The organism is Rhizobium sp. GN54 (assembly GCF_021026345.1).
In the GTDB taxonomy this organism is placed as follows: Bacteria; Pseudomonadota; Alphaproteobacteria; order Rhizobiales; family Rhizobiaceae; genus Mycoplana.
The window spans coordinates 1,110,415-1,132,050 of record NZ_JAJNCZ010000001.1 but is presented as its reverse complement, the minus strand read 5'-3'; the positions used below and the strand labels follow the sequence as shown (position 1 = coordinate 1,132,050).

21 protein-coding genes are annotated in these 21,636 nt (G+C 64.3%); all 21 read right to left on the bottom strand.

What is annotated here, in order from left to right; genetic code table 11:
• Window positions 1-162: 162 nt before the first annotated feature.
• The 21 genes from proS to LQK81_RS05380 all read right to left on the bottom strand — a co-directional run bounded on the left by proS (window position 163) and on the right by LQK81_RS05380 (window position 21,565).
• Window positions 163-1,491 (bottom strand): proline--tRNA ligase, encoded by a 1,329-nt coding sequence (proS, locus tag LQK81_RS05480; RefSeq protein WP_230804108.1) that lies wholly within the window; start codon window positions 1,489-1,491, stop codon window positions 163-165.
• A 611-nt stretch (window positions 1,492-2,102) separates the two neighbouring features.
• Complete coding sequence (locus LQK81_RS05475) at window positions 2,103-2,372, bottom strand: DUF1467 family protein (RefSeq protein WP_230804106.1); 270 nt, start codon at window positions 2,370-2,372, stop codon at window positions 2,103-2,105.
• A gap of 165 nt (window positions 2,373-2,537) precedes the next feature.
• Window positions 2,538-2,942 (bottom strand): methylmalonyl-CoA epimerase, encoded by a 405-nt coding sequence (mce, locus tag LQK81_RS05470; RefSeq protein ID WP_230804104.1) that lies wholly within the window; start codon window positions 2,940-2,942, stop codon window positions 2,538-2,540.
• Window positions 2,943-3,037: 95 nt separating this feature from the next.
• Window positions 3,038-4,705, bottom strand: coding sequence for a ribonuclease J (locus LQK81_RS05465; RefSeq protein WP_230804102.1), 1,668 nt, complete (start codon window positions 4,703-4,705; stop codon window positions 3,038-3,040).
• A gap of 17 nt (window positions 4,706-4,722) precedes the next feature.
• On the bottom strand, window positions 4,723-5,463 hold the full coding sequence (locus LQK81_RS05460) for a biotin--[acetyl-CoA-carboxylase] ligase (protein WP_230804440.1): 741 nt from the start codon (window positions 5,461-5,463) through the stop codon (window positions 4,723-4,725).
• A gap of 23 nt (window positions 5,464-5,486) precedes the next feature.
• Complete coding sequence (gene nuoN / locus LQK81_RS05455; protein ID WP_230804099.1) at window positions 5,487-6,929, bottom strand: NADH-quinone oxidoreductase subunit NuoN; 1,443 nt, start codon at window positions 6,927-6,929, stop codon at window positions 5,487-5,489.
• A gap of 17 nt (window positions 6,930-6,946) precedes the next feature.
• A complete protein-coding gene (locus LQK81_RS05450) occupies window positions 6,947-8,458 on the bottom strand; it encodes an NADH-quinone oxidoreductase subunit M (protein ID WP_230804097.1) in 1,512 nt (503 codons plus the stop codon).
• Window positions 8,458-10,455 carry an NADH-quinone oxidoreductase subunit L gene (gene nuoL / locus LQK81_RS05445; protein ID WP_230804095.1) on the bottom strand — a complete coding sequence of 666 codons (1,998 nt, stop codon included), beginning with the start codon at window positions 10,453-10,455 and terminating at the stop codon, window positions 8,458-8,460. Before nuoL ends, LQK81_RS05450 begins: the two co-directional genes overlap by 1 nt.
• Window positions 10,456-10,461: 6 nt before the next feature.
• Complete coding sequence (gene nuoK / locus LQK81_RS05440) at window positions 10,462-10,770, bottom strand: NADH-quinone oxidoreductase subunit NuoK (RefSeq protein ID WP_112599027.1); 309 nt, start codon at window positions 10,768-10,770, stop codon at window positions 10,462-10,464.
• 28 nt (window positions 10,771-10,798) lie between these two features.
• The gene (locus LQK81_RS05435) at window positions 10,799-11,413 is read right to left on the bottom strand and encodes an NADH-quinone oxidoreductase subunit J (RefSeq protein WP_230804093.1); all 615 of its coding nucleotides are present in this window, start codon (window positions 11,411-11,413) and stop codon (window positions 10,799-10,801) included.
• A 142-nt stretch (window positions 11,414-11,555) separates the two neighbouring features.
• Window positions 11,556-12,047, bottom strand: a complete 492-nt coding sequence (gene nuoI, locus LQK81_RS05430; RefSeq protein ID WP_230804086.1) for an NADH-quinone oxidoreductase subunit NuoI — start codon at window positions 12,045-12,047, stop codon at window positions 11,556-11,558.
• A 37-nt stretch (window positions 12,048-12,084) separates the two neighbouring features.
• A complete protein-coding gene (gene nuoH / locus LQK81_RS05425; RefSeq protein WP_230804084.1) occupies window positions 12,085-13,131 on the bottom strand; it encodes an NADH-quinone oxidoreductase subunit NuoH in 1,047 nt (348 codons plus the stop codon).
• A gap of 19 nt (window positions 13,132-13,150) precedes the next feature.
• The gene (nuoG, locus tag LQK81_RS05420) at window positions 13,151-15,229 is read right to left on the bottom strand and encodes an NADH-quinone oxidoreductase subunit NuoG (protein ID WP_230804083.1); all 2,079 of its coding nucleotides are present in this window, start codon (window positions 15,227-15,229) and stop codon (window positions 13,151-13,153) included.
• Window positions 15,230-15,350: 121 nt separating this feature from the next.
• On the bottom strand, window positions 15,351-16,079 hold the full coding sequence (locus LQK81_RS05415; protein WP_230804082.1) for a hypothetical protein: 729 nt from the start codon (window positions 16,077-16,079) through the stop codon (window positions 15,351-15,353).
• Between the two features lie 4 nt (window positions 16,080-16,083).
• A complete protein-coding gene (gene nuoF / locus LQK81_RS05410) occupies window positions 16,084-17,388 on the bottom strand; it encodes an NADH-quinone oxidoreductase subunit NuoF (protein WP_230804081.1) in 1,305 nt (434 codons plus the stop codon).
• Window positions 17,389-17,398: 10 nt separating this feature from the next.
• Window positions 17,399-18,499 (bottom strand): NADH-quinone oxidoreductase subunit E, encoded by a 1,101-nt coding sequence (locus LQK81_RS05405; protein ID WP_230804080.1) that lies wholly within the window; start codon window positions 18,497-18,499, stop codon window positions 17,399-17,401.
• A gap of 11 nt (window positions 18,500-18,510) precedes the next feature.
• Window positions 18,511-18,768, bottom strand: a complete 258-nt coding sequence (locus tag LQK81_RS05400; protein ID WP_230804078.1) for a hypothetical protein — start codon at window positions 18,766-18,768, stop codon at window positions 18,511-18,513.
• On the bottom strand, window positions 18,768-19,958 hold the full coding sequence (locus tag LQK81_RS05395; protein ID WP_230804077.1) for an NADH-quinone oxidoreductase subunit D: 1,191 nt from the start codon (window positions 19,956-19,958) through the stop codon (window positions 18,768-18,770). The genes LQK81_RS05400 and LQK81_RS05395 overlap by 1 nt, the downstream gene beginning before the upstream one ends.
• A 48-nt stretch (window positions 19,959-20,006) precedes the next feature.
• A complete protein-coding gene (locus LQK81_RS05390; protein WP_230804076.1) occupies window positions 20,007-20,612 on the bottom strand; it encodes an NADH-quinone oxidoreductase subunit C in 606 nt (201 codons plus the stop codon).
• An 18-nt stretch (window positions 20,613-20,630) separates the two neighbouring features.
• Entirely contained in the window at window positions 20,631-21,209 is a 579-nt protein-coding gene (locus tag LQK81_RS05385) for a NuoB/complex I 20 kDa subunit family protein (protein WP_230804075.1), read from the bottom strand.
• Window positions 21,200-21,565 (bottom strand): NADH-quinone oxidoreductase subunit A, encoded by a 366-nt coding sequence (locus tag LQK81_RS05380; RefSeq protein WP_230804074.1) that lies wholly within the window; start codon window positions 21,563-21,565, stop codon window positions 21,200-21,202. The genes LQK81_RS05385 and LQK81_RS05380 overlap by 10 nt, the downstream gene beginning before the upstream one ends.
• Window positions 21,566-21,636 lie beyond the last annotated feature (71 nt).

Here is a 21,636-nt window from a genome sequence, read left to right as displayed (position 1 = left end):
GATTCGGCAGCATCTCGAATCTGCGCCTGATGCTACTGCATAATCGCCGAAACCGGAATCGATTTGCGGGTAAAATTATGCAGTGGAATTAGGGCGTTACGGTGATGGCGGAATGTTGATTCCGCCCCGTCGCGCACTTGCCCGGTCCCGGCCCGCCTGACCTCAGCCGGCCGACGTCAGGCGCGCGATCGCGGCGTCGATCGTCAGCGTCTCGCGCTCGCCGGTCTTGCGGTCCTTGACCTCGACCTCGCCGGCTGCGACCGAGCGCGGCCCGACGACGACCTGGAACGGCGCGCCGATCAGGTCTGCGGTGGCGAACTTCGTGCCCGCGCGCTCGTCCTTGTCGTCAAGGAGCACGTCGACGCCCGCCTTCAGAAGCGCGCCGTAGATCGTCTCACTCGCCGCGTCGCAGGCCGCGTCACCCGCCTTCATGTTGATCACGACCACCTCGAAGGGCGCGACCGCCTTCGGCCAGATGATGCCGTTCTCGTCGTGGGAGGCCTCGATGATCGCCGGCACGAGCCGGGTCGGGCCGATGCCGTAGGATCCCATGTGGACCGCGTGCTCCTTGCCGTCCGGTCCCTGGACCTTGGCGCCCATCGCCTCGGAATATTTCGTGCCGAAATAGAAGATGTGGCCGACCTCGATGCCGCGGGCCGACAGGCGCTCGCCCTCCGGGATCGCTGCGAACGAAGCCTCGTCGTGCATTTCGGAGGTGGCCGCGTAACGCGACGTCCACTTGTCGAAGATCGCCTTCAAGCCGGCGACGTCCTCGAAATTCGTGTCCTCGCCGGGGATATCGAAGCCGAGGAAATCCTTGTGGCAGTACACTTCGGATTCGCCGGTATCGGCCAGGATGATGAACTCGTGGCTGAGGTTGCCGCCGATCGGGCCGGTGTCGGCGCGCATGGGGATCGCGCGCAGGCCGAGGCGCGTGAACGTGCGCAGGTAGGCGGCGAACATGCGGTTATAGGCGTGCTCCGCCCCCTCGCGGTTGAGGTCGAAGGAATAGGCGTCCTTCATCAGGAACTCGCGCGAGCGCATGGTGCCGAAGCGCGGACGGATCTCGTCGCGGAACTTCAGCTGGATATGGTAGAGGTTGAGCGGCAGGTCCTTGTAGGACTTGACGTAGGAGCGGAAGACGTCGGTGATCATCTCCTCGTTGGTCGGGCCGTAGAGCATGGCGCGGTCCTGGCGGTCCTTGATGCGCAGCATCTCCTTGCCATAGGCGTCGTAGCGCCCGCTCTCCTGCCAGAGCTCGGCCGACTGCAGGGTCGGCATGATGAGTTCGACCGCGCCCGAGCGGTTCTGTTCTTCGCGGATGACGGCGTTGACCTTGTCCAGCACGCGCTTGCCGAGCGGCAGCCAGGTATAGATGCCGGCCGACTGCTGCTTGATCATCCCGGCGCGAAGCATCAGCCGATGCGAGACGATTTCCGCCTCCTTGGGATTTTCCTTGAGGATGGGCATGAAGAAGCGGGAAAGACGCATGGCGGGGTTCCAAAGAGACAGGTTTCGCCTAGCCGTGGATTCGGGCGAAATGACGTTGAATTCGGAGCGTTCATAGACGCTTCACCGGCGGAAGTGAACCCGGACGCACCGTGCTTCGACGAAATCGTCCGAATGCCGGATCGCGCGGGAGATCGGGAACGGGGCCCGGAAAGCGGGGGATGACAATAACGTGAATGGCGATTATAAAGTCAACGGAAAAAATTTCTCCAAGTGTAACAAATATGCAAAAAATCAGATGACAACGCCCAACCTTTGAGCTAGTTTCAGGCCACAAAACAGGCAGGAAGTACAAATTCTTGCCAATTTCGCGGTCAAGTCTTGGGAGGATCAGATCTTGGCGCGCCTAGCCGCTGCCACCGGAAACGGGCAAAGATCACGCGATACTTTAAAAACAAGGCTTTCAGCCTTGTTTTTTTTTGCCTTTGGCAACCGCCAGCCTTCCCTTACAGATTTTGTATGACAAATACACGACAGCGGTGATGCGACAAACCTACGCATGGCGGCGCGGTCCCGCCGCTTGACCGATCATCCGCTCGCCCGGCGCCGAAGTGAACGCCAGCGTGCACAAGCACTTCAGAAAAACGAATGTATCAGTCGAAGTTCGGGAAGAACTGCGGGATGGCGTCGAAGCCGTAGCCGAGTTTCACCGACAGCACATACCAGGCGGCATGGACGGCGGCGGCGGCGAGCGTGGTGACGAGAAGGACCCGCCAGATCCTGAAGCGCGCCGGCGCGCTCTCGACGCTGCCCGGGACGACCTCGTTCTCCTCGGCCTGGGTGCGCAGGCCGAACGGCAGCACGGCAAAGAGCGTCACCCACCAGATGATGAAATAGACGGCGAAGAGCGAAAACAGCGTCATGTCCGATACCCGATGGCGCAGGCCCGCGAGCCACTGCGCAAGACTTTGATGGCATAGCACCGGTCACGACCGATGCGAGGGCGGCGGCCCTTGCCGCGCGACTGCCGCCATGGCTTCTTACCCCCATGGCCGCGGCAATTCAAATCCGCCGGCTGTGGCCTGCGGTCACACCTGTTCCAGCTCGATCAGCGTGCCGAAGAAGTCCTTCGGGTGCAGAAACAGCACCGGCTTGCCATGCGCCCCGGTCTTCGGCGCGCCGTCGCCTAACACCCGTGCGCCGCCGGCAACGAGCCTGTCGCGGGCGGCAAGGATATCGTCCACCTCGTAGCAGATATGGTGCATGCCGCCGGCGGGCGACTTCTCCAGAAAGGCTGCGATCGGCGAGCCCTCGCCGAGCGGTTCGAGCAGTTCGACCTTGGTGTTCGGCAATTCGACGAAGACGACGGTGACGCCGTGTTCCGGCAGTGCCTGCCGAGCACTGACACGGGCGCCGAGCACGTCGCGATAGGATGCCGTCGCCGCCGCCAAGTCCGGCACGGCGATGGCGATGTGATTGACCCGTCCCAGCATTCCCGCCTCCTCCTGCGCGTACCAGCCTGCTTCCGAAAGATGGTCCGCCTGTCGCCGCCGCTGCACGCGCGACCTGCTTCAGCCGTCCGCCGCCGTCACACCCTGGTGACGAAGACGGTGACGACGGGCTTCTTGCCCCAGACCTCGTTCGCCATGGCGCGCACGGCCCGGCGCACCGCCTCGCGGACGGTGCCGAGGTCCTTGCGCCGCGCGCGCGGAATGCTCTCGACCGCGCCGAGAACGGCGTCATAGAGCGTGTCGCCCATGTCCTCGCCCTCGTCGTCGAACTGCGGCAGTCCGTAGGGAACGACGTCGGGATCGCCGCGGAAGTCATAGCGCGCGTCGAGCACGATGTTGACCGCCACGTGGCCGACGAACGACAGCTTGCGACGGTCGCCAATGCCCATCTCGTCGAAGTCGCCGATCAGGTTGCCGTCCTTGAAGATGCGGCCGAAATGGACTTCATCGATGATCTCGGGGGCGCCCGGCGCGAGCCGCAGCATCTTGCCGTCGCGCACGCGCGGCACGACCGGGATGCCGGACTGCTCGGCGAGTTCGGCATGGGCGACCAGATGCGCGGCCTCGCCATGCACCGGCACGACCATCTGCGGCCGGGTCCAGGCATACATCTGCTGCAACTCGCTGCGGCGGGGATGGCCGGAGACGTGCACCAGCGCCTCGCTGTCGGTGATGACGTGGATGCCCTGGTCGACCAGGCCGTTCTTGATGTCGTTGATCGCCTTCTCGTTGCCGGGAATGGCGCGCGAGGAGAAGATGATCGTGTCGCCGGCGGTGAAGGCGACGTTGCGCATCTCGTCGCGGGCGATCTTGGCGAGTGCGGCCCGCGGCTCGCCCTGGCTGCCGGTCAGGATGACGACGACCTTGTCGCGTGGGATGTAGCCGAATTCGTCCTCGTCGATGAAGGGCTTGATGCCCTCCATCAGACCGATGTCGCGCGCGACCGCCGTCACCCGCTTCATCGAGCTGCCGAGCAGCAGCACCTCGCGGCCGGCCATCTCGGCGGCCTTGGCGACCGAGCGGATGCGGCCGACATTCGACGAGAAGGTGGTGATGCCGACGCGGCCCTCGGCGCTCTCGATGATCTTCGCCAGGCTCTGCGACACCTCCTCCTCCGAAGGCGAGACACCGTCGCGCAGCGCATTCGTGCTGTCGCAGACCAGCGCCAGCACGCCCTCGTCGCCGAGCTTGCGGAAGCGCGCCTCGTCGGTGAGCGGTCCGAGCGAGGGCTTGAGGTCGATCTTCCAGTCGCCAGTGTGGATCACCGTGCCGAGCGGCGTCTTGATCGCCAGCGACATCGGCTCGGGGATCGAGTGGTTGACGCCGATGCCCTCGATCTCGAACGGACCGAGATTGATCCGGTCGCCCTGCTTGAAGATCGTCACCGGGATCTCGGTGCGGCTGCGCTCGTAGTCACGCTTGGCCTCGAGCATGCCGGCGGTGAAGGGCGAGGCATAGACAGGCACGTTGAGGCCGGGCCACAGGTCGTTCAGGGCGCCATAGTGGTCCTCGTGGGCATGGGTGATGACGATGCCCTTCAGGTTCCTGCGTTCCTCGGCGAGGAAGCGGATATCGGGCAGCACGAGGTCCACGCCCGGCAGTTCGGGGCCGGGAAAGGTCACGCCGCAATCGACCATGATCCATTTGCGGTTACCGGGTGTGCCGTAGCCATAGAGCGCGAGATTCATGCCGATCTCGCCAACCCCGCCAAGCGGCAGGAACACCAGGTCTTCTTGGTTTGCCATATTCTGAAAATTTCCGGTTATTCGAAGAAAACATCGCCGGCTGCGATCAAGCGCACGCCGCCGTCGTCGGTCTGAAGCCTGAGCAGACCACTATCATCAATTCCGGCAAAGCGCCCGGAAATTGATTGGGTCGGCAGGTTGACCGTGATCCGTTCGCCGATCCCGCCGGCGACCTTGCGCCAGCGCGCCATGATCTCGCCGATGCCGTTGGCGCTGTCCCAGAGCCTGAGGATATCTGCCATCTCGCGGAAGAGATGGGCGAAGAGCTCCGCCGGCCCGACCGCACAGCCATAGTCCGTGAGCCGGGCGACGGGATAGAGCCCTGCCTCCGGGGCAACCGCGACATTGATGCCGCAGCCGATCACGATCGCCTGGCGGCCGTCCGCCAGGGTCTCCGCCTCCACCAGGATGCCGCAGATCTTCTTCTTCTCGATCAGGATGTCGTTCGGCCACTTGATCGCAACCGGCGGGGCAGCGATCGGCATCACAGACGTGATCGAGGCCTGGACGGCGACGGCCACGGCGAGCGGAAGCGAGGCGAGCCGGTCGACGGGGGCCGGATCGATCAGGAGCAGCGAGGCATAGAGATTGCCGGGCTCCGACGTCCAGGGCCGGCCGCGCCGTCCCCGACCGCCGGTCTGGCGTGCCGCCGTCACCCATAGACCGGAAAGCGCGCCCTTGCGGGCGCGCTCGAAACACTCCGAATTGGTCGAGACGGTCTCGACAAGCGCTTCGTGCCGGAAATCATCCAGCGACAGCTGGCCGGTGCCGGTCCGGCCGGTCAAAAGAAGGTCCGGGCGGCGGCTTCCGCCGCTTCGCCGATCGGTCCGCCGATCAGGACATAGCCGGCCACGAACAGGCCCGCAACGCCGAAGACCAGCTTCAGTTCACCGGGGGTGCGCGCAAACTCGTCGGTGGCGGCATCGAACCACATCAGCTTGACGATGCGCAGGTAGTAGTAGGCGCCGACGACCGACGACAGCACGCCGATGATCGCGAGCGCATAGAGATGCGCCTCGATCGCCGCCATGAAGACGAAGTACTTGGCGAAGAAACCTGCGAGCGGCGGAATGCCTGCCAGCGAGAACATCATCACCGTCAGCACGCTCGCCATGAACGGATTGGTCGTGGACAGGCCGGCGAGATCGTCGACGGCCTCGACATTGCCGCCCTCGCGGCGGCGCATGGCGAGGATGCAGGCGAAGGTGCCGAGCGTCATGACCATGTAGATCAGCATGTAGAGGGCGACGCCGCGCACGCCTGCCATCGAGCCCGCCGAAAGGCCGACGAGCGCGTAGCCCATGTGGCCGATCGAGGAATAGGCCATCAGGCGCTTGATGTTCTTCTGGCCGATGGCGGCGAACGAGCCGAGCAGCATCGAGGCGATCGAGATGAAGACGATGATCTGCTGCCAGTCGGCGACGACAGGCTCGAAGGCGTCGATGACGATGCGGACGAGCATGGCCATGGCAGCGACCTTCGGGGCGGCTGCGAAGAAGGCGGTCACCGGCGTCGGTGCGCCCTCATAGACGTCCGGCGTCCACATGTGGAACGGCACGGCCGAGATCTTGAAGGCGATGCCGGCAAGGACGAACACCAGGCCGAAGACGAGGCCGAGCGAACGGCCTTCGGCGGAGAGAGCCGAGGCGATCTCCTGGAAGCCGGTATGTCCGGTGAAGCCGTAGACCAGCGACATGCCGTAGAGCAGCATGCCGGACGACAGCGCGCCGAGGACGAAATACTTCAGGCCGGCCTCGGTGGAACGCACGCTGTCGCGGTTGATCGCGGCGACGACGTAGAGCGCGAGCGACTGCAGTTCCAGCGACAGGTAGAGCGAAATCAGGTCGTTGGCCGAGATCATCAGCATCATGCCGAGCGTCGCGAGCACCAGGAGCACCGGAAACTCGAAGCGGTCGAGCTGCTGCGAACGGGCATGGCCGACCGTCATCACCATGGCGGTGATGGAGCCGATCAGCGTCAGGATCTTCATGAACCGTGCGAAGGAATCGGAAACGAACGCGCCGCCATAGCCGACGCCGTCGCCACCCCGAAGCACCAGCCAGACGCCGGCGATGATGAGAAGCGCCACCGCAAGCCCGGTGACGGTCGTCGCCGACCGTTCGCCGGAGAAGACGCCGATCATCAGGAGCGCCATGGCACCCAGCGCAAGGATGATCTCGGGCGTCGAGAGCTGAAGGCTGGAAAGGAGGATTTCAGCAGTCATGTCGGATCATCCCGTCGTCAGTTCGCCGAGAGCGCAACGGATTGCGCTGCTTCGAGGGCTGCGGTGTAGTTGTTGAGGAGCGCGTCGACCGAAGCCGCCGTGGCGTCGAAGACGGGTATCGGGTAGACGCCGAAGAAGATCGTCAGGATCACCAGCGGATACAGGATCGCCTTCTCGCGGCCCGAAAGATCGAGCAGCGCCTTGAGGCTTTCCTTCTCCAGCGGGCCGAAGACTACCCGGCGATAGAGCCAGAGCGCGTAGGCCGCCGAGAGAATGACGCCGGTGGCGGCGAAGAAGGCCACCCAGGTGTTGGCGCGGAAGGCACCGAGCATCGTGGTGATTTCGCCGACGAAGCCGGAGGTGCCCGGAAGGCCGACGTTCGCCATGGTGAAGATCATGAAGGCGACCGCATATTTCGGCATGTTGTTGACGAGCCCGCCATAGGCCGAGATGTCGCGGGTGTGCAGGCGGTCATAGACCACGCCGACGCAGAGGAAGAGCGCACCGGAGACGATGCCGTGCGACAGCATCTGGAACAGCGCACCCTGCACGCCCTGCTCGTTGGCGGCGAAGATGCCCATGGTGACATAGCCCATGTGCGCCACCGAGGAGTAGGCGATCAGCTTCTTGATGTCTTCCTGAACGAGCGCCACCAGCGAGGTGTAGATGATGGCGACGACCGAGAGCGTGAAGACGAAGGGCGCGAAATAGTCGGACGCCAGCGGGAACATCGGCAGCGAGAAGCGCAGGAAGCCGTAGCCGCCGAGCTTCAAAAGGATGCCCGCCAGGATCACCGAACCTGCCGTCGGCGCCTGCACGTGCGCGTCGGGAAGCCAGGTGTGGACCGGCCACATCGGCATCTTCACCGCAAACGAGGCGAAGAAGGCGAGCCAGAGCCAGGTCTGCATCTGCCGCGGGAAGTTGTAGGCGAGCAGTTCGGGAATGCTGGTCGTGCCGGCCTGCCAGTACATCGCCATGATGGCGAGCAGCATCAGCACCGAGCCGAGCAGCGTATAGAGGAAGAACTTGTAGCTCGCATAGACGCGGTCCTTGCCGCCCCAGACGCCGATGATGATGAACATCGGGATCAGGCCCGCCTCGAAGAAGACGTAGAACAGGACGATGTCGAGCGAGACGAAGACGCCGACCATGAACACTTCCAGGACGAGGAAGGCGATCATGTATTCCTTCAGGCGCTTCTCGATCGAGTTCCAGCTGGCGAGCACGCAGAACGGCATCAGGAAGGTCGTCAGGATGACGAACAGCATGGAGATGCCGTCGACGCCGAGATGATAGGCGATGCCGGTGCCGAGCCACTCATGGTGCTCGATCATCTGGAAGCCCGGATTCGAATAGTCGAAGCCAATCCAGACGAAGAGCGACAGGACGAAGGTGAAGAGGGTCGTCAGCAGCGAGACGTTCAGGATGTTCCGCCGCCCGTAGGGGCTGTCCTCGCGGGTCAGCAGCAGCAACGCCACGCCGACCAGCGGAAGAAAGGTGACCGCGGAGAGAATCGGCCAATCGGTCATCAGAAGGAACTCCCGAGCATCATCCAGGTTACGAGTGCCGCAATTCCGAGCAGCATCGCAAAGGCATAGTGATAAAGGTAACCGGTCTGCAGGCGGACGACACGGTCGGTCACGTCGAGGACGCGTGCGGCAATCCCGTTCGGGCCGAGGCCGTCGATGACCGCACCGTCACCGCCCTTCCAGAACAGGCGGCCGATCCACTGCGCCGGCCGCACGAACAGGAAGTCGTACAGTTCGTCGAAGTACCACTTGTTCAGCAGGAACTGGTACAGGCCGCGGTGCTGGTCCGCCAGGTACTTCGGCAGGTCCGGACGACGGATATACATATACCAGGCCGTGAACAGGCCGAGCGCCATGGCCGCGAACGGGCTCCACTTCACCCAGAGCGGGACGTGGTGGAATTCTTCCAAGATCTCGTTCTCCGGACCGGTGAACAGGGCGCCCTTCCAGAACTCCACATAGTGGTGACCGAAGAAGTAGTCGTGGAACAGCACGCCCGCGAGCACCGCGCCGGCGGCGAGGATGTAGAGCGGGACCAGCATGATCGCCGGCGATTCATGGACATGGTGCATGACGTCCGACGACGCGCGCGGCTTGCCGAAGAAGGTCATGAAGGCCAGGCGCCAGGAATAGAAGCTGGTGAACAGGGCCGCGATCACGAGCAGCGTGAAGGCGAAGCCTGCGACCGAGCTGTGCGAGGCAAAGGCGCTCTCGATGATCGCATCCTTGGAGAAGAAGCCGGCGAAGCCGATGATGGTGCCGGGGATGCCGACGCCGGTGAGCGCCAGCGTGCCGATCGTCATCATCCAGAAGGTGACCGGGATATGGGTGCGCAGGCCGCCCATGTAGCGCATGTCCTGCTCGCCGTCGACGGCATGGATGACCGAGCCGGCGCCAAGGAACAGGAGCGCCTTGAAGAAGGCGTGCGTGAACAGGTGGAAGATCGCGGCACCATAGGCGCCGACACCGAGTGCGACGAACATGTAGCCGAGCTGCGAGCAGGTCGAATAGGCGATGACGCGCTTGATGTCGTTCTGCACCAGGCCGACGGTCGCGGCGAAGAAGGCCGTGATCGCGCCGATGACGGTGACGACGGTGAGCGCATCCGGGGACAGCTCAAACAACGGCGACATGCGGGCGACGAGGAAGACGCCGGCGGTGACCATGGTCGCGGCATGGATGAGGGCCGAAACCGGCGTCGGGCCTTCCATGGCGTCCGGAAGCCAGGTGTGCAGCAGGAACTGCGCCGACTTGCCCATTGCGCCCATGAAGAGCAGCAGGCAGGCCGCCGTCAGCGCATCGGCCTTGTCGAGATGCATGCCGAAGAGCGTGATGACGGGTTCGGCGGCGTCTGCGGCACCTTCTGCCGGCAGGTAGGTCGCGGCCGTGGCGAAGATCGTCTCGAAGCTGACCGAGCCGAACAGGTAGAAGACGGTGAAGATGCCGAGCATGAAGCCGAAGTCACCGACGCGGTTGACGATGAAGGCCTTCATGGCGGCGGCATTGGCGGAGGGCTTCTTGAACCAGAAGCCGATCAGCAGGTACGACGCCAGGCCCACGCCTTCCCAGCCGAAGAACATCTGCACGAGGTTGTCCGACGTGATCAGCATCAGCATCGCGAAGGTGAACAGCGACAGGTAGGCGAAGAAGCGCGGCCGATGCGGGTCGTGGTGCATGTAGCCGATCGAATAGGCGTGCACGAGCGTCGACACCGTGTTGACGACGACGAACATGACGGCCGTCAGCGTATCGACGCGGAAGGCCCACTCGGCATCGAAGCTGCCGGACTGGATCCAGCGCATCAGCGAGACCTTGATCATCTCCTCGTGGCCGAGCGCCACGTTGAAGAAGACCAGCCAGGACAGCGCGCAGGCGATGATCATGAAGCCGGTGGTGACGTATTCGGACGCCTTGGCGCCAATCGCGTTACCGCCGAGGCCGGCGATCAAAAAGCCGATGAGCGGCAGGAAGACGATTGCCTTGATGATGGTATCCATGGCCGCTCAACCCTTCATCACGTTGACGTCTTCCACGGCGATGGAGCCGCGGTTGCGGTAGAAGACGACGAGAATTGCAAGACCGATCGCGGCTTCCGCGGCTGCGACCGTCAGGATGAACAGCGCGAAGACCTGGCCGACGATGTCGTTCAGGAAGGCCGAGAAGGCGACCATGTTGATGTTGACGGCAAGCAGGATCAACTCAATCGACATCAGGATGATGATGACGTTCTTCCTGTTGATGAAGATGCCGAAGACGCCGAGCGTGAAGAGGATGGCGCTGACCGTGAGATAGTGGGAAATACCGATTTCCATGATGCAAATTCCTTAAGTCCAGCGCGCCTCAGAGACCCTGCCCGGGCTTGACCTTGATGACCTCGACCGCGGTCTCCGGCGTGCGGGCGACCTGCACGGAGATGTCCTGCCGCTTGATGTGCTCGCGATGGCGCAGCGTCAGCACGATCGCGCCGATCATGGCGACCAGGAGCACCAGGCCGGCGATCTGGAAGAAGTAGACGTAGTTCGTGTAGAGCACGTCGCCCAGCGCAGCCGTGTTGGTCCGCTCCGCGATCGGCGGGATCGGGTGGGCCGCCTGGCTTGCGATCTCCGGCGACAGCGTCGAGCCGCCGATGACCACGATCAGCTCCACCGCCAGCACCAGGCCGACCAGCGCGCCGACCGGCGCGTGCTCGATGATGCCCGAACGAAGCGCGGCAAAGTCGATGTCCAGCATCATCACGACGAAGAGGAAGAGCACCGCGACCGCGCCGACATAGACGACCAGCAGGATCATCGCCAGGAACTCGGCGCCGGTCAGGAGGAACAGGCCCGCCGCATTGAAGAACGTGACGATGAGGAACAGCACGGAATAGACCGGGTTCTTCGCCGCGATCACCATGAAGGCGGACGCCACTGCCACGAAGGCGAACAGATAGAAAAAGAGAGCCTGGAGACCCATGTTGGTGCCTTTTTTCTTCCCCGGGAGAGACCGGCGTCTCAGCCTGCCTCTTCCGTCGAAGCCCGGCGGCCGCGCCACCGGGCAGATATTGAGCGTTCGATGTCCGCAGCCCTCACGGGCGGCAGTCCCCTGCCCTACCAGCTTACCGGTAGGGCGAATCCATTGCGATGTTGCGGGCGATTTCCCGCTCCCAGCGGTCGCCGTTGTCGAGCAGCCGCTGCTTGTCGAAGTAGAGTTCCTCACGGGTTTCCGTGGCGAACTCGAAGTTCGGCCCCTCGACGATGGCGTCGACCGGGCAGGCTTCCTGGCAGAAGCCGCAATAGATGCACTTCACCATGTCGATGTCGTAGCGCACCGTGCGGCGCGTTCCGTCGTTGCGGCGCGGGCCGGCCTCGATGGTGATGGCCTGGGCCGGACAGATGGCCTCGCACAGCTTGCAGGCGATGCAGCGTTCCTCGCCGTTCGGATAGCGGCGCAGCGCATGCTCGCCCCGGAAGCGCGGCGACACCGGGCCCTTCTCGAAGGGGTAGTTCAACGTCGCCTTCGGCCGGAAGAAATAGCGCATCGACAGGAAGAAGGCGCCGACGAATTCCTTCAGGAACAGCGAATTGACGGCTTGCGACAGACTGGCCATTACTTAGCTCCAATGCTGCTGAAACGCGGGGCCACCATCAGGCGGTCCACCCGGTGAGCTTCAGCACGAATGCGACGATCACGACCATGGCGAGCGAAATCGGCAGGAAGACCTTCCAGCCCAGCCGCATCAGCTGGTCGTAGCGGTAGCGCGGCACGAAGGCCTTCACCATCGCGAACATGAAGAAGACGAAGCCGGCCTTCAGCACGAACCAGACGATGCCCGGGACCCAGTTGAGGAACCAGACGTCCACCGGAGGCAGCCAGCCGCCGAGGAACAGGATCGTCGTCAGCGCGCACATCAGGCAGATGGCGGCGTATTCGCCGAGCATGAACATCATGTACGGCGTCGAGCCATATTCCACCATGAAGCCGGCGACGAGCTCGGATTCGGCTTCCGGCAGGTCGAAGGGCGGGCGGTTCGTCTCGGCCAGCGCCGAGATGAAGAAGATCACGAACATCGGGAACAGCGCCAGCCAGTGCCAGTCGAGGAACGAACCCGGCAGGCCGATCATGGTGCCGATGCCGTCGCGCTGCGAATTGACGATGTCCGTCAGGTTCAGCGAGCCGACGCAGAGAAGGACGGTGACAATGACGAAGCCGATGGAAACTTCGTAGGACACCATCTGTGCGGCCGAGCGCAGCGCGCCGAGGAACGGGTACTTCGAGTTCGAAGCCCAGCCGCCCATGATGATGCCGTAGACCTCGAGCGAGGAGATGGCGAAGACGTAGAGGATGCCGACGTTGATGTTGGCGATCACCCAGTTCTCGTTCAGCGGGATCACCGCCCAGGTGGCGAGCGCCAGCGTCACCGAGACGAGCGGCGCCAGCAGGAAGATCGCCTTGTTGGCGGTGGCCGGGATGACCGGCTCCTTGAAGACGAACTTCAGGAGGTCGGCGAACGACTGGAACAGGCCCCAGGGGCCGACCACGTTCGGGCCGCGCCGCAGCTGGACGGCCGCCCAGATCTTGCGGTCGGCCAGCAGGATATAGGCGATGAAGAGAAGCAGCGCGACCAGCAGCAGCAGCGACTGACCGATCATGATGACCGCGGGCCAAACATAGCTCGAAATGAAAGCGTCCATAATGCCTATTCCCTCGCGCTCATTCCGCCGCGGCTTTGAAGTTGTTGCGGGCCAGTGCCGAGCATTCGGCCATGACCGCGGAGGCGCGCGCTATCGGGTTCGTCAAATAGAAGTCTTTGACGGGAGACGCAAACCCGGATTTGGTCATCTTCCCGCCTTTTTTCGAAAGCGCGGCGAGTTGGCCGCTGTCGCCTTCGGCAATCTCGTTGACGCCGGCGAAATGCGGATGCGCCGCATAGAGCCTGGCGCGCAGCTGCGCCAGCGAATCGAAGGGCAGCTTCTTGCCGAGCACGTCGGAGAGCGCGCGCAGGATCGCCCAGTCCTCGCGGGCCTCGCCCGGCGCGAAGCCGGCGCGGTTGCCCATCTGGACGCGGCCTTCGGTGTTGACCCAGGTGCCCGACTTCTCGGTATAGGCCGCACCCGGCAGGATCACGTCGGCGACATGCGCGGCGTTGTCGCCGTGCGAGCCGATATAGACCGTGAACGCGGTCTTCTTCGAGAAGTCCATCTCGTCGGCGCCGAGCAGGAACAGCACGTCGGTCTCAGTCAGCATCTCGGATGCCTTCCTGCCGCCCTCGCCCGGCACGAAGCCGAGGTCGAGGCCGCCGACGCGGGCGGCTGCGGTGTGCAGGATGCCGAGACCGTTCCAGTCGGCGGTGACCGCGCCGACGGCATCGGCCAACTTGAGGACATTGGCAAGCACCGCTAGGCCGTCGGTGCGCGACAGCGCGCCCTGGCCGACGATGATCATCGGGTTCTTGGCCTTTTTCAGCGTCTCGGCGAAGGCACCGTTGCCGGCGACCAGTTCGGACAGGGTCTCCGGGCCGGCGCCGAGATATTCATAGCCGTAGCGCAGTTCGGCCTGTTCGCCGATGACGGCGATCGGGAAGCCGTCCATGCGCCAGCGCTTGCGGATGCGGGCGTTCAGCACGGCCGCCTCGACGCGCGGATTGGCGCCGACGATGAGGAGCGCGTCGGCCTGCTCGATGCCCGATATCGTCGGGTTGAACAGGTAGCTGGCACGGCCGAAGGCCGGGTGCAGCGCCGTGCCGTCCTGGCGGCAATCGAGGTTGGCCGAACCGAGCGAGGCCATCAGCTCGCGCAGAGCGTACATCTCCTCGACCGAGGCGAGGTCGCCTGCGATCGCGCCGATCCGGTCGCCCGGCTTGCCGGCCACCGCCGCCTTGATCGCGTCGAAGGCCTCGGCCCAGCTTGCGGGCTGCAGGCGTCCGTCCTTGCGGACATAGGGTCGGTCGAGACGCTGGGTCTTCAGTCCGTCCCAGATGTAGCGGGTCTTGTCGGAGATCCACTCCTCATTGATGTCCTCGTTGACGCGGGGCAGCACGCGCATGACTTCGCGGCCGCGGGTGTCGACGCGGATCGCCGAGCCGACGGCGTCCATGACGTCGATCGATTCGGTCTTGTTCAGCTCCCACGGGCGGGCCGTGAAGGCGAAGGGCTTGGAGGTCAGCGCGCCGACCGGGCAGAGATCGACGACGTTGCCCTGCAGTTCGGACGTCATCGCCTGCTCGAGATAGGTGGTGATCTCGGCATCCTCGCCGCGACCGATGAGGCCGAGCTCGCTGATACCGGCGACTTCCGTGGTGAAGCGGACGCAGCGCGTGCAGTGGATGCAGCGGTTCATGATCGTCTTGACGAGCGGGCCGATATACTTGTCCTCGACGGCGCGCTTGTTTTCAGCATAGCGCGAACTGTCGATGCCGAAGGCCATCGCCTGGTCCTGCAGGTCGCATTCGCCGCCCTGGTCGCAGATCGGGCAGTCGAGCGGATGGTTGATCAGCAGGAATTCCATCACGCCTTCGCGGGCCTTCTTGACCATCGGCGTGGTGGTGAAGACTTCCGGGGCTTCGCCGTTCGGACCGGGACGCAGGTCGCGCACGCTCATGGCGCAGGAGGCAGCCGGCTTCGGCGGGCCGCCCTTGACCTCGACAAGGCACATGCGGCAGTTGCCGGCAACCGACAGCCGCTCGTGGAAACAGAAGCGCGGAACCTCGGCGCCGGCCTCCTCGCACGCCTGCAACAGCGTGAAATGATCCGGAACCTCGATCTCTTTTCCGTCGACTTTCAGAATTGCCATATCCGTCTTCCCGCTTCCGATGCACCGCTTTCGCCGTGCCAGCGCCATTTCCGTTGCAGGCGCCTGCGCCCATCGCGCCTGCCGCCCGCCTCAGTTTTCGCCTGCCGTCGCCTCCGGGCCTTCAGCCCTTCGCCTTCGCCAGCGTCTTTGCCTGCTCCACCCAGCCGTCGCGGGCGATCCGCCCGTCGAGGCCGAGTTCGGCTTCGATCTTCTCCACCTCCGAACCGGTCCAACGCGCGATATCGGCAAAGCGGAAAATCCCCTTGCCGTTCAGCGCCTGTTCCAGCTTCGGCCCGATCCCTGAAATCACCTTCAGGTCATCGGTCTTTCCGGCCCCGGATCCGGAACTCTTCCGGACCGATACCGGCCTCTTTACCTTCGTCACGGCCGGGCGGCCATCCCCCTCGGCCGCCTTCTTCGCTTCGGCCGCCGGCGCCCTGCGCGCGGTCGCCCTCCCGGCTTTCATTGCCGGCACCGGGGCCGCGCGTTTTGCAGCCTTCCCGTCGACCACGCTGCCGACACCGGCCCCGGCTGCGGCATCCTGCCGCCCCGCCCGAACCGGCTCGCCCGTCGCGCGGCCATCGGCCTTCGCGGCGTCGTCCAGCACCGCCTTCATCCGCTCGGCGCTTCCCTGCATCGCGCCGATGACGGCGCCCGCGATCTGGCTGGTCAGGCCGAAGCCGATCGCCGTCACGGCCGCCATCGCGGCCACCGGGTGCGCCATCAGCGGCGGGATCGCCACCTGCGGCATCTCCTTCAGCCATGGCGACAGTCCGAAAAGATCGTCGGCCGCAGCTGCCGCCGGCGGGACCCGGGTTGCCTGAGCTTCCTGTCCTGCCGGCTTCGTCATCGCCTTACTCCGCCGGTTCCAGCACGGCGCCGTGCGCCATGGCGTTGTGGGTGTACTGGTCGATCCGCTTCTCGATCTCGGGGCGGAAATTGCGGATCAGGCCCTGAACCGGCCAGGCCGCGGCATCGCCGAGCGCACAGATCGTGTGACCCTCGATCTGCTTGCTGACGTCGAACAGCATGTCGATCTCGCGCTTCTGCGCGTTGCCCCTGGCCATGCGCTCCAGCACGCGCCACATCCAGCCGGTGCCTTCGCGGCAGGGCGTGCACTGGCCGCAGCTCTCATGCTTGAAGAAGGCCGAGATGCGGGCAATCGCCTTGATGATGTCGGTCGAGCGGTCCATGACGATCGCGGCCGCCGTACCGAAGGACGACTTCACTTCGCGCAGGCCGTCGAAATCCATCGGGCAGTCGATGATGTCCTCGGCCTTGACGACCGGGCACGAGGCGCCGCCGGGAATGACCGCCAGAAGGTTGTCCCAGCCGCCGCGGATGCCGCCGGCATGGGTCTCGATCAGCTCACGGAAGGTGATGCCCATCGATTCCTCGACCGTGCAGGGACGGTTGACGTGGCCGGAGATCATGAACAGCTTGGTGCCGACGTTGTTCGGACGGCCGATCGCCGAGAACCAGGTGGCGCCACGCCGCAGGATGGTCGGTGCGACGGCGATCGATTCGACGTTGTTGACCGTCGTCGGGCAGCCGTAGAGGCCCATGTTGGCCGGGAACGGCGGCTTCAGGCGCGGCTGGCCCTTCTTGCCCTCGAGGCTTTCCAGCAGCGCAGTTTCCTCGCCGCAGATATAGGCGCCCGCGCCGTGGTGGACATAGATGTCCATGTCCCAGCCGTGGACGTTGTTCTTGCCGAGCAGACGGGCGTCATAGCACTCGTCGATCGCCGCCTGCAGCGCCTCGCGCTCGCGCATGTACTCGCCGCGGACGTAGATGTAGGCGGTGTGCGCGCCCATGGCGAAGCTCGCGATCAGGCAGCCCTCGATCAGCGTGTGCGGATCGTGGCGCATGATGTCGCGGTCCTTGCAGGTACCGGGCTCGGATTCGTCGGCGTTGACGACGAGATAGTGCGGGCGGCCGTCGCTTTCCTTCGGCATGAAGGACCACTTCAGCCCGGTCGGGAAGCCGGCGCCGCCGCGGCCGCGCAGGCCGGAAGCCTTCATCTCGTTGATGATCCAGTCACGGCCCTTTTCGAGGATCCCCTTGGTGCCGTCCCAGTGGCCGCGGCTCATCGCGCCCTTCAGGGACTTGTCCTTGAGGCCGTAGATATTGGTGAAGATGCGATCCTGATCCTTAAGCATGTTTCACCTTTCAACGCGGCTTCTTGCCGAAGACGCGGATGTATTCCGCTTCGCCGCCCTTGGCGAGCGCCTTGGCCTGCTTGACCCAGTCGTCCCGCTCGATGCGGCCCTTGAAGTTGAGGTATCCGTCGACCCATTCGCGCTCGGCCTTCTTCCAGCCCGCGACCTGCGCAAAGGTGAAGATGCCGAGTTCGTGCAGTATGCCCTCGATCTTCGGACCGACGCCGGAGATCAGCTTGAGGTCGTCGGGGGTTGCCGGGCGTTCGATGCCGGACGGACGGTTCTTGTCTTCCAGCGACGGCTTGCCACCTTCGGCGCGCGTCTCGCCCTTCACCTTGGCGTTTGCCGCGGCCTCCGCCTTGGCGGTCGCCGGCGTCTTCAGCACCGGATTGGTCTCTTCGGCCGCGGTCTTGGCCCGCGCAGCGTTCGAGGGCGGCGTGGAGGCAGCTTCGGCGGCAGGCTTGGCGGCCCGCTTCGCCGCGGGCTTTGCCGGTGCCGCGTCGGGCGTGGTCAGCGACGTCAGGCCACCGATCGGGGCGGAATAGATGCGGTCGATCTGCGGCCCGGGCTTGACGCCCGCGCCCTCGCCCGCCTCGAAGCGATCGATGATCTCCTCGAGTTGCGCCGGGGTCAGGTCCTCGAAACTGTCCTTGAAGATCATCACCATCGGCGCATTGACGCAGGCGCCCTGGCACTCGACCTCTTCCCACGACAGCGTGCCGTCGGCATTGCGCTCGAAGGGCTCGGCGTGGATCTTGCTCTTGCAGACCCGGATCAGGTCTTCCGCACCGCGCAGCATGCAGGGCGTGGTGCCACAGACCTGGACGTGAGCCCGCGTGCCGACCGGCTTCAGCTGGAACTGGGTGTAGAAGGTCGCCACCTCGAGAACGCGGATATAGGCCATGCCGAGCATCTCGGCGACCTTCTCGATCGCGGCCTTGGTGACCCAGCCATCCTGCTCCTGCGCCCGCATGAGAAGCGGGATCACCGCGGACTGCTCGCGGCCCTTCGGGTACTTGTTGATCGTTGCCTTCGCCCAGGCCGCATTCTCACTGGAAAATGCGAAGCTTGCGGGCTGCACGGCCTCATCGGCCAATCGACGAACGGACATTCTTTGGCGCCTTATTCAGTGATCAGCCCGCAGCGCGTCGTCGTCACGGTGACGAACTGACAGGCGTAGGCCGTCTTCTCTTTCTGCATGAACACGATGTAGCGGCTGCTGGCCTGGGCCGTGCCCTTGATCTCGTAGCCATCGGCAAGGAGCCTGGCCATCGTCGACTGCGTCGCGCCCGCTCCTGCGGTCACATCCGAGGTCTGGGCGTGGACGATCGCCGTCGATGCGGCGAGGGCTGCAAGGGCAAGGCTCAGTCGAAGCATCATCAGCGGTCCACCTCGCCGAAAACGATGTCGAGCGAACCGAGCACGGCGGAAACGTCGGCAAGCTGGTGGCCGCGACACAGGAAATCCATGGCCTGCAGGTGGGCATAGCCCGGGGCACGGATCTTGCAGCGGTAGGGCTTGTTGGAACCGTCGGCGACCAGATAGACGCCGAACTCGCCCTTCGGCGCCTCGACCGCGGCGTAAACCTCGCCGGCCGGCACGTGATAGCCCTCGGTATAGAGCTTGAAGTGATGGATCAGCGCTTCCATCGAGCGCTTCATCTGGCCGCGCTTCGGCGGCACGATCTTGCCGTCCAGCGAGGAGACCGGACCGACCCGGGCGTCGCCGAGAAGGCGGTCGACGCACTGGCGCATGATCTTCGCCGACTGGCGCATCTCGATCATGCGGATCAGGTAGCGGTCGTAGCAGTCGCCGTTCTTGCCGATCGGGATATCGAATTCGAGGTCGGAATAGCACTCGTAGGGCTGCGAACGACGCAGGTCCCAGGCGGCACCCGAACCGCGCACCATCACGCCCGAGAAGCCCCAGGCCCAGGCGTCTTCAAGGCTGACGACGCCGATGTCGACGTTACGCTGCTTGAAGATGCGGTTGCCGGTCAGAAGCTCGTCGATGTCGTCGACGGTCTTGAGGAACGGATCGATCCACTTGCCGATGTCCTCGACCAGCTGGTCGGGCAGGTCCTGGTGGACGCCGCCGGGACGGATATAGGCGGCGTGCATGCGCGAGCCGCAGGCCCGCTCGTAGAACACCATCAGCTTCTCGCGCTCCTCGAAGCCCCAGAGCGGAGGCGTCAGCGCGCCGACGTCCATGGCCTGCGTGGTGACGTTGAGAAGATGCGACAGGATGCGGCCGATCTCCGAATAGAGCACGCGGATCAGCTGACCGCGGATCGGCACCTCGGTTTCGAGCAGCTTCTCGACGGCCAGCGCATAGGCATGCTCCTGGTTCATCGGCGCCACGTAGTCGAGGCGGTCGAAATAGGGCACGGCCTGCAGGTAGGTCTTCGTCTCGATCAGCTTCTCGGTGCCGCGATGCAGCAGCCCGATATGCGGATCGACCCGCTCGACGATCTCGCCGTCCAACTCGAGCACGAGGCGCAAAACGCCATGTGCCGCCGGATGTTGCGGACCAAAGTTGATGTTAAAGTTGCGGACGTTATGTTCCGTCATGCCGCTTGCTCCAATGGGCGCCGCATCGAAAGGACGCGCGCCCGAAAATCAGTTCGTCTTCGCCTTCTCGTCGCCCGGCAGCACGTAGTCCGTGCCCTCCCAGGGGGAGAGGAAGTCGAAGTTGCGGAATTCCTGCCTCAGTTGCACCGGTTCATAGACGACGCGCTTGACCTCGTCGTCGTAGCGAACCTCGACGAAGCCGGTGGTCGGGAAGTCCTTGCGCAGCGGATGGCCCTCGAAGCCGTAGTCCGTCAGGATGCGGCGGAGGTCCGGATGGCCGGTGAACAGGATGCCGTACATGTCGTAGGCCTCGCGTTCGAACCAGTCGGCACCCGGGTAGACGCCGAAGGCGGACGGCACCGGCTCGAACTCGGAGGTTTCGACCTTGACCCGGACGCGGACGTTCTGCTGCGGCGACAGCAGGTGATAGACCACGTCGAAGCGCGCTTCGCGCGCCGGCCAGTCGACGCCGCAGACGTCGATCAGGTTGACGAAGCGGCACTGCACGTCGTCACGCAGGAAGGTCAAAAGCGCAATGACCTTGTCGGCCGTGGTCGAAAGCGTCAGTTCGCCATAGGCGAGCTTAGTCTCGGAAATCAGGTTTCCGCGCACCTCGCCGAGATAGGAGGCAAGCTCCTGGAGGGCCTCGCTCATGATGTCAGTCCCCTGCCCTTAGCGCTCGATCGTGCCGGTACGGCGGATCTTCTTCTGCAGCAGGAGCACGCCGTAGAGCAGCGCTTCTGCCGTGGGAGGACAGCCCGGCACATAGATGTCGACCGGCACCACGCGGTCGCAGCCGCGCACCACCGAATAGGAATAGTGATAGTAGCCGCCGCCATTGGCGCAGGAGCCCATCGAGATGACGTAGCGCGGCTCGGGCATCTGGTCGTAGACCTTGCGCAGCGCCGGCGCCATCTTGTTGGTGAGCGTGCCCGCGACGATCATCACGTCGGACTGGCGCGGAGAGGCGCGCGGCGCAAAGCCGAAGCGCTCGACGTCGTAGCGCGGCATGGAGAGCTGCATCATCTCGACCGCGCAGCAGGCGAGACCGAAGGTCATCCACATCAGCGAGCCGGTGCGCGCCCAGGTGATCAGTTCGTCGGTGGAGGTGACGAGAAAGCCCTTGTCGGCCAGTTCGTTGTTGATCTCGCCAAAGAAGGCGTCGTCGCTGCCGACCGGCTTGCCGGTGGCGGGATCGATGATCCCCTTGGCCCGGGGGGCCACGAGCGTGGTACCGGAGGTCAGTTCCATTCCAGCGCTCCCTTCTTCCATTCGTAGATGAAGCCGATGGTGAGCACGAACAGGAACACCATCATCGACCAGAAGCCGAACCAGCCCAGATCGTGGAACGACACCGCCCAGGGAAACAGGAAGGCCACTTCGAGGTCGAAGATGATGAAGAGGATCGACACCAGATAGAAGCGGATGTCGAACTTCATGCGCGCATCATCGAACGCGTTGAAGCCGCATTCATAGGCAGAGAGCTTTTCCGAGTCGGGCGCCTTGTAGGCGACGGCGAAGGGGGCGACCAGCAAGGCGATGCCGATCACGAGCGCGATGCCGATGAAGATGGCGATCGGAATATAGGATCCGAGAAGTTCAGTCATTTTCGTCCGTCCTGCCTGCATCGGGCGTCGGAGAAACGCCGCCGGGTCGAAAGACCTGCAAGCCGAGAAAG

What these genes read in the sequence shown, in the direction of transcription:
- proS (WP_230804108.1), bottom strand. Translation starts at nt 1,491, where the DNA reads ATGCGTCTTTCCCGCTTCTTCATGCCCATCCTCAAGGAAAATCCCAAG.
- LQK81_RS05475 (WP_230804106.1), bottom strand. Translation starts at nt 2,372, where the DNA reads ATGACGCTGTTTTCGCTCTTCGCCGTCTATTTCATCATCTGGTGGGTG.
- mce (WP_230804104.1), bottom strand. Translation starts at nt 2,942, where the DNA reads ATGCTGGGACGGGTCAATCACATCGCCATCGCCGTGCCGGACTTGGCG.
- LQK81_RS05465 (WP_230804102.1), bottom strand. Translation starts at nt 4,705, where the DNA reads ATGGCAAACCAAGAAGACCTGGTGTTCCTGCCGCTTGGCGGGGTTGGC.
- nuoN (WP_230804099.1), bottom strand. Translation starts at nt 6,929, where the DNA reads ATGACTGCTGAAATCCTCCTTTCCAGCCTTCAGCTCTCGACGCCCGAG.
- LQK81_RS05450 (WP_230804097.1), bottom strand. Translation starts at nt 8,458, where the DNA reads ATGACCGATTGGCCGATTCTCTCCGCGGTCACCTTTCTTCCGCTGGTC.
- nuoL (WP_230804095.1), bottom strand. Translation starts at nt 10,455, where the DNA reads ATGGATACCATCATCAAGGCAATCGTCTTCCTGCCGCTCATCGGCTTT.
- nuoK (WP_112599027.1), bottom strand. Translation starts at nt 10,770, where the DNA reads ATGGAAATCGGTATTTCCCACTATCTCACGGTCAGCGCCATCCTCTTC.
- LQK81_RS05435 (WP_230804093.1), bottom strand. Translation starts at nt 11,413, where the DNA reads ATGGGTCTCCAGGCTCTCTTTTTCTATCTGTTCGCCTTCGTGGCAGTG.
- nuoI (WP_230804086.1), bottom strand. Translation starts at nt 12,047, where the DNA reads ATGGCCAGTCTGTCGCAAGCCGTCAATTCGCTGTTCCTGAAGGAATTC.
- nuoH (WP_230804084.1), bottom strand. Translation starts at nt 13,131, where the DNA reads ATGGACGCTTTCATTTCGAGCTATGTTTGGCCCGCGGTCATCATGATC.
- nuoG (WP_230804083.1), bottom strand. Translation starts at nt 15,229, where the DNA reads ATGGCAATTCTGAAAGTCGACGGAAAAGAGATCGAGGTTCCGGATCAT.
- LQK81_RS05415 (WP_230804082.1), bottom strand. Translation starts at nt 16,079, where the DNA reads ATGACGAAGCCGGCAGGACAGGAAGCTCAGGCAACCCGGGTCCCGCCG.
- nuoF (WP_230804081.1), bottom strand. Translation starts at nt 17,388, where the DNA reads ATGCTTAAGGATCAGGATCGCATCTTCACCAATATCTACGGCCTCAAG.
- LQK81_RS05405 (WP_230804080.1), bottom strand. Translation starts at nt 18,499, where the DNA reads ATGTCCGTTCGTCGATTGGCCGATGAGGCCGTGCAGCCCGCAAGCTTC.
- LQK81_RS05400 (WP_230804078.1), bottom strand. Translation starts at nt 18,768, where the DNA reads ATGATGCTTCGACTGAGCCTTGCCCTTGCAGCCCTCGCCGCATCGACG.
- LQK81_RS05395 (WP_230804077.1), bottom strand. Translation starts at nt 19,958, where the DNA reads ATGACGGAACATAACGTCCGCAACTTTAACATCAACTTTGGTCCGCAA.
- LQK81_RS05390 (WP_230804076.1), bottom strand. Translation starts at nt 20,612, where the DNA reads ATGAGCGAGGCCCTCCAGGAGCTTGCCTCCTATCTCGGCGAGGTGCGC.
- LQK81_RS05385 (WP_230804075.1), bottom strand. Translation starts at nt 21,209, where the DNA reads ATGGAACTGACCTCCGGTACCACGCTCGTGGCCCCCCGGGCCAAGGGG.
- LQK81_RS05380 (WP_230804074.1), bottom strand. Translation starts at nt 21,565, where the DNA reads ATGACTGAACTTCTCGGATCCTATATTCCGATCGCCATCTTCATCGGC.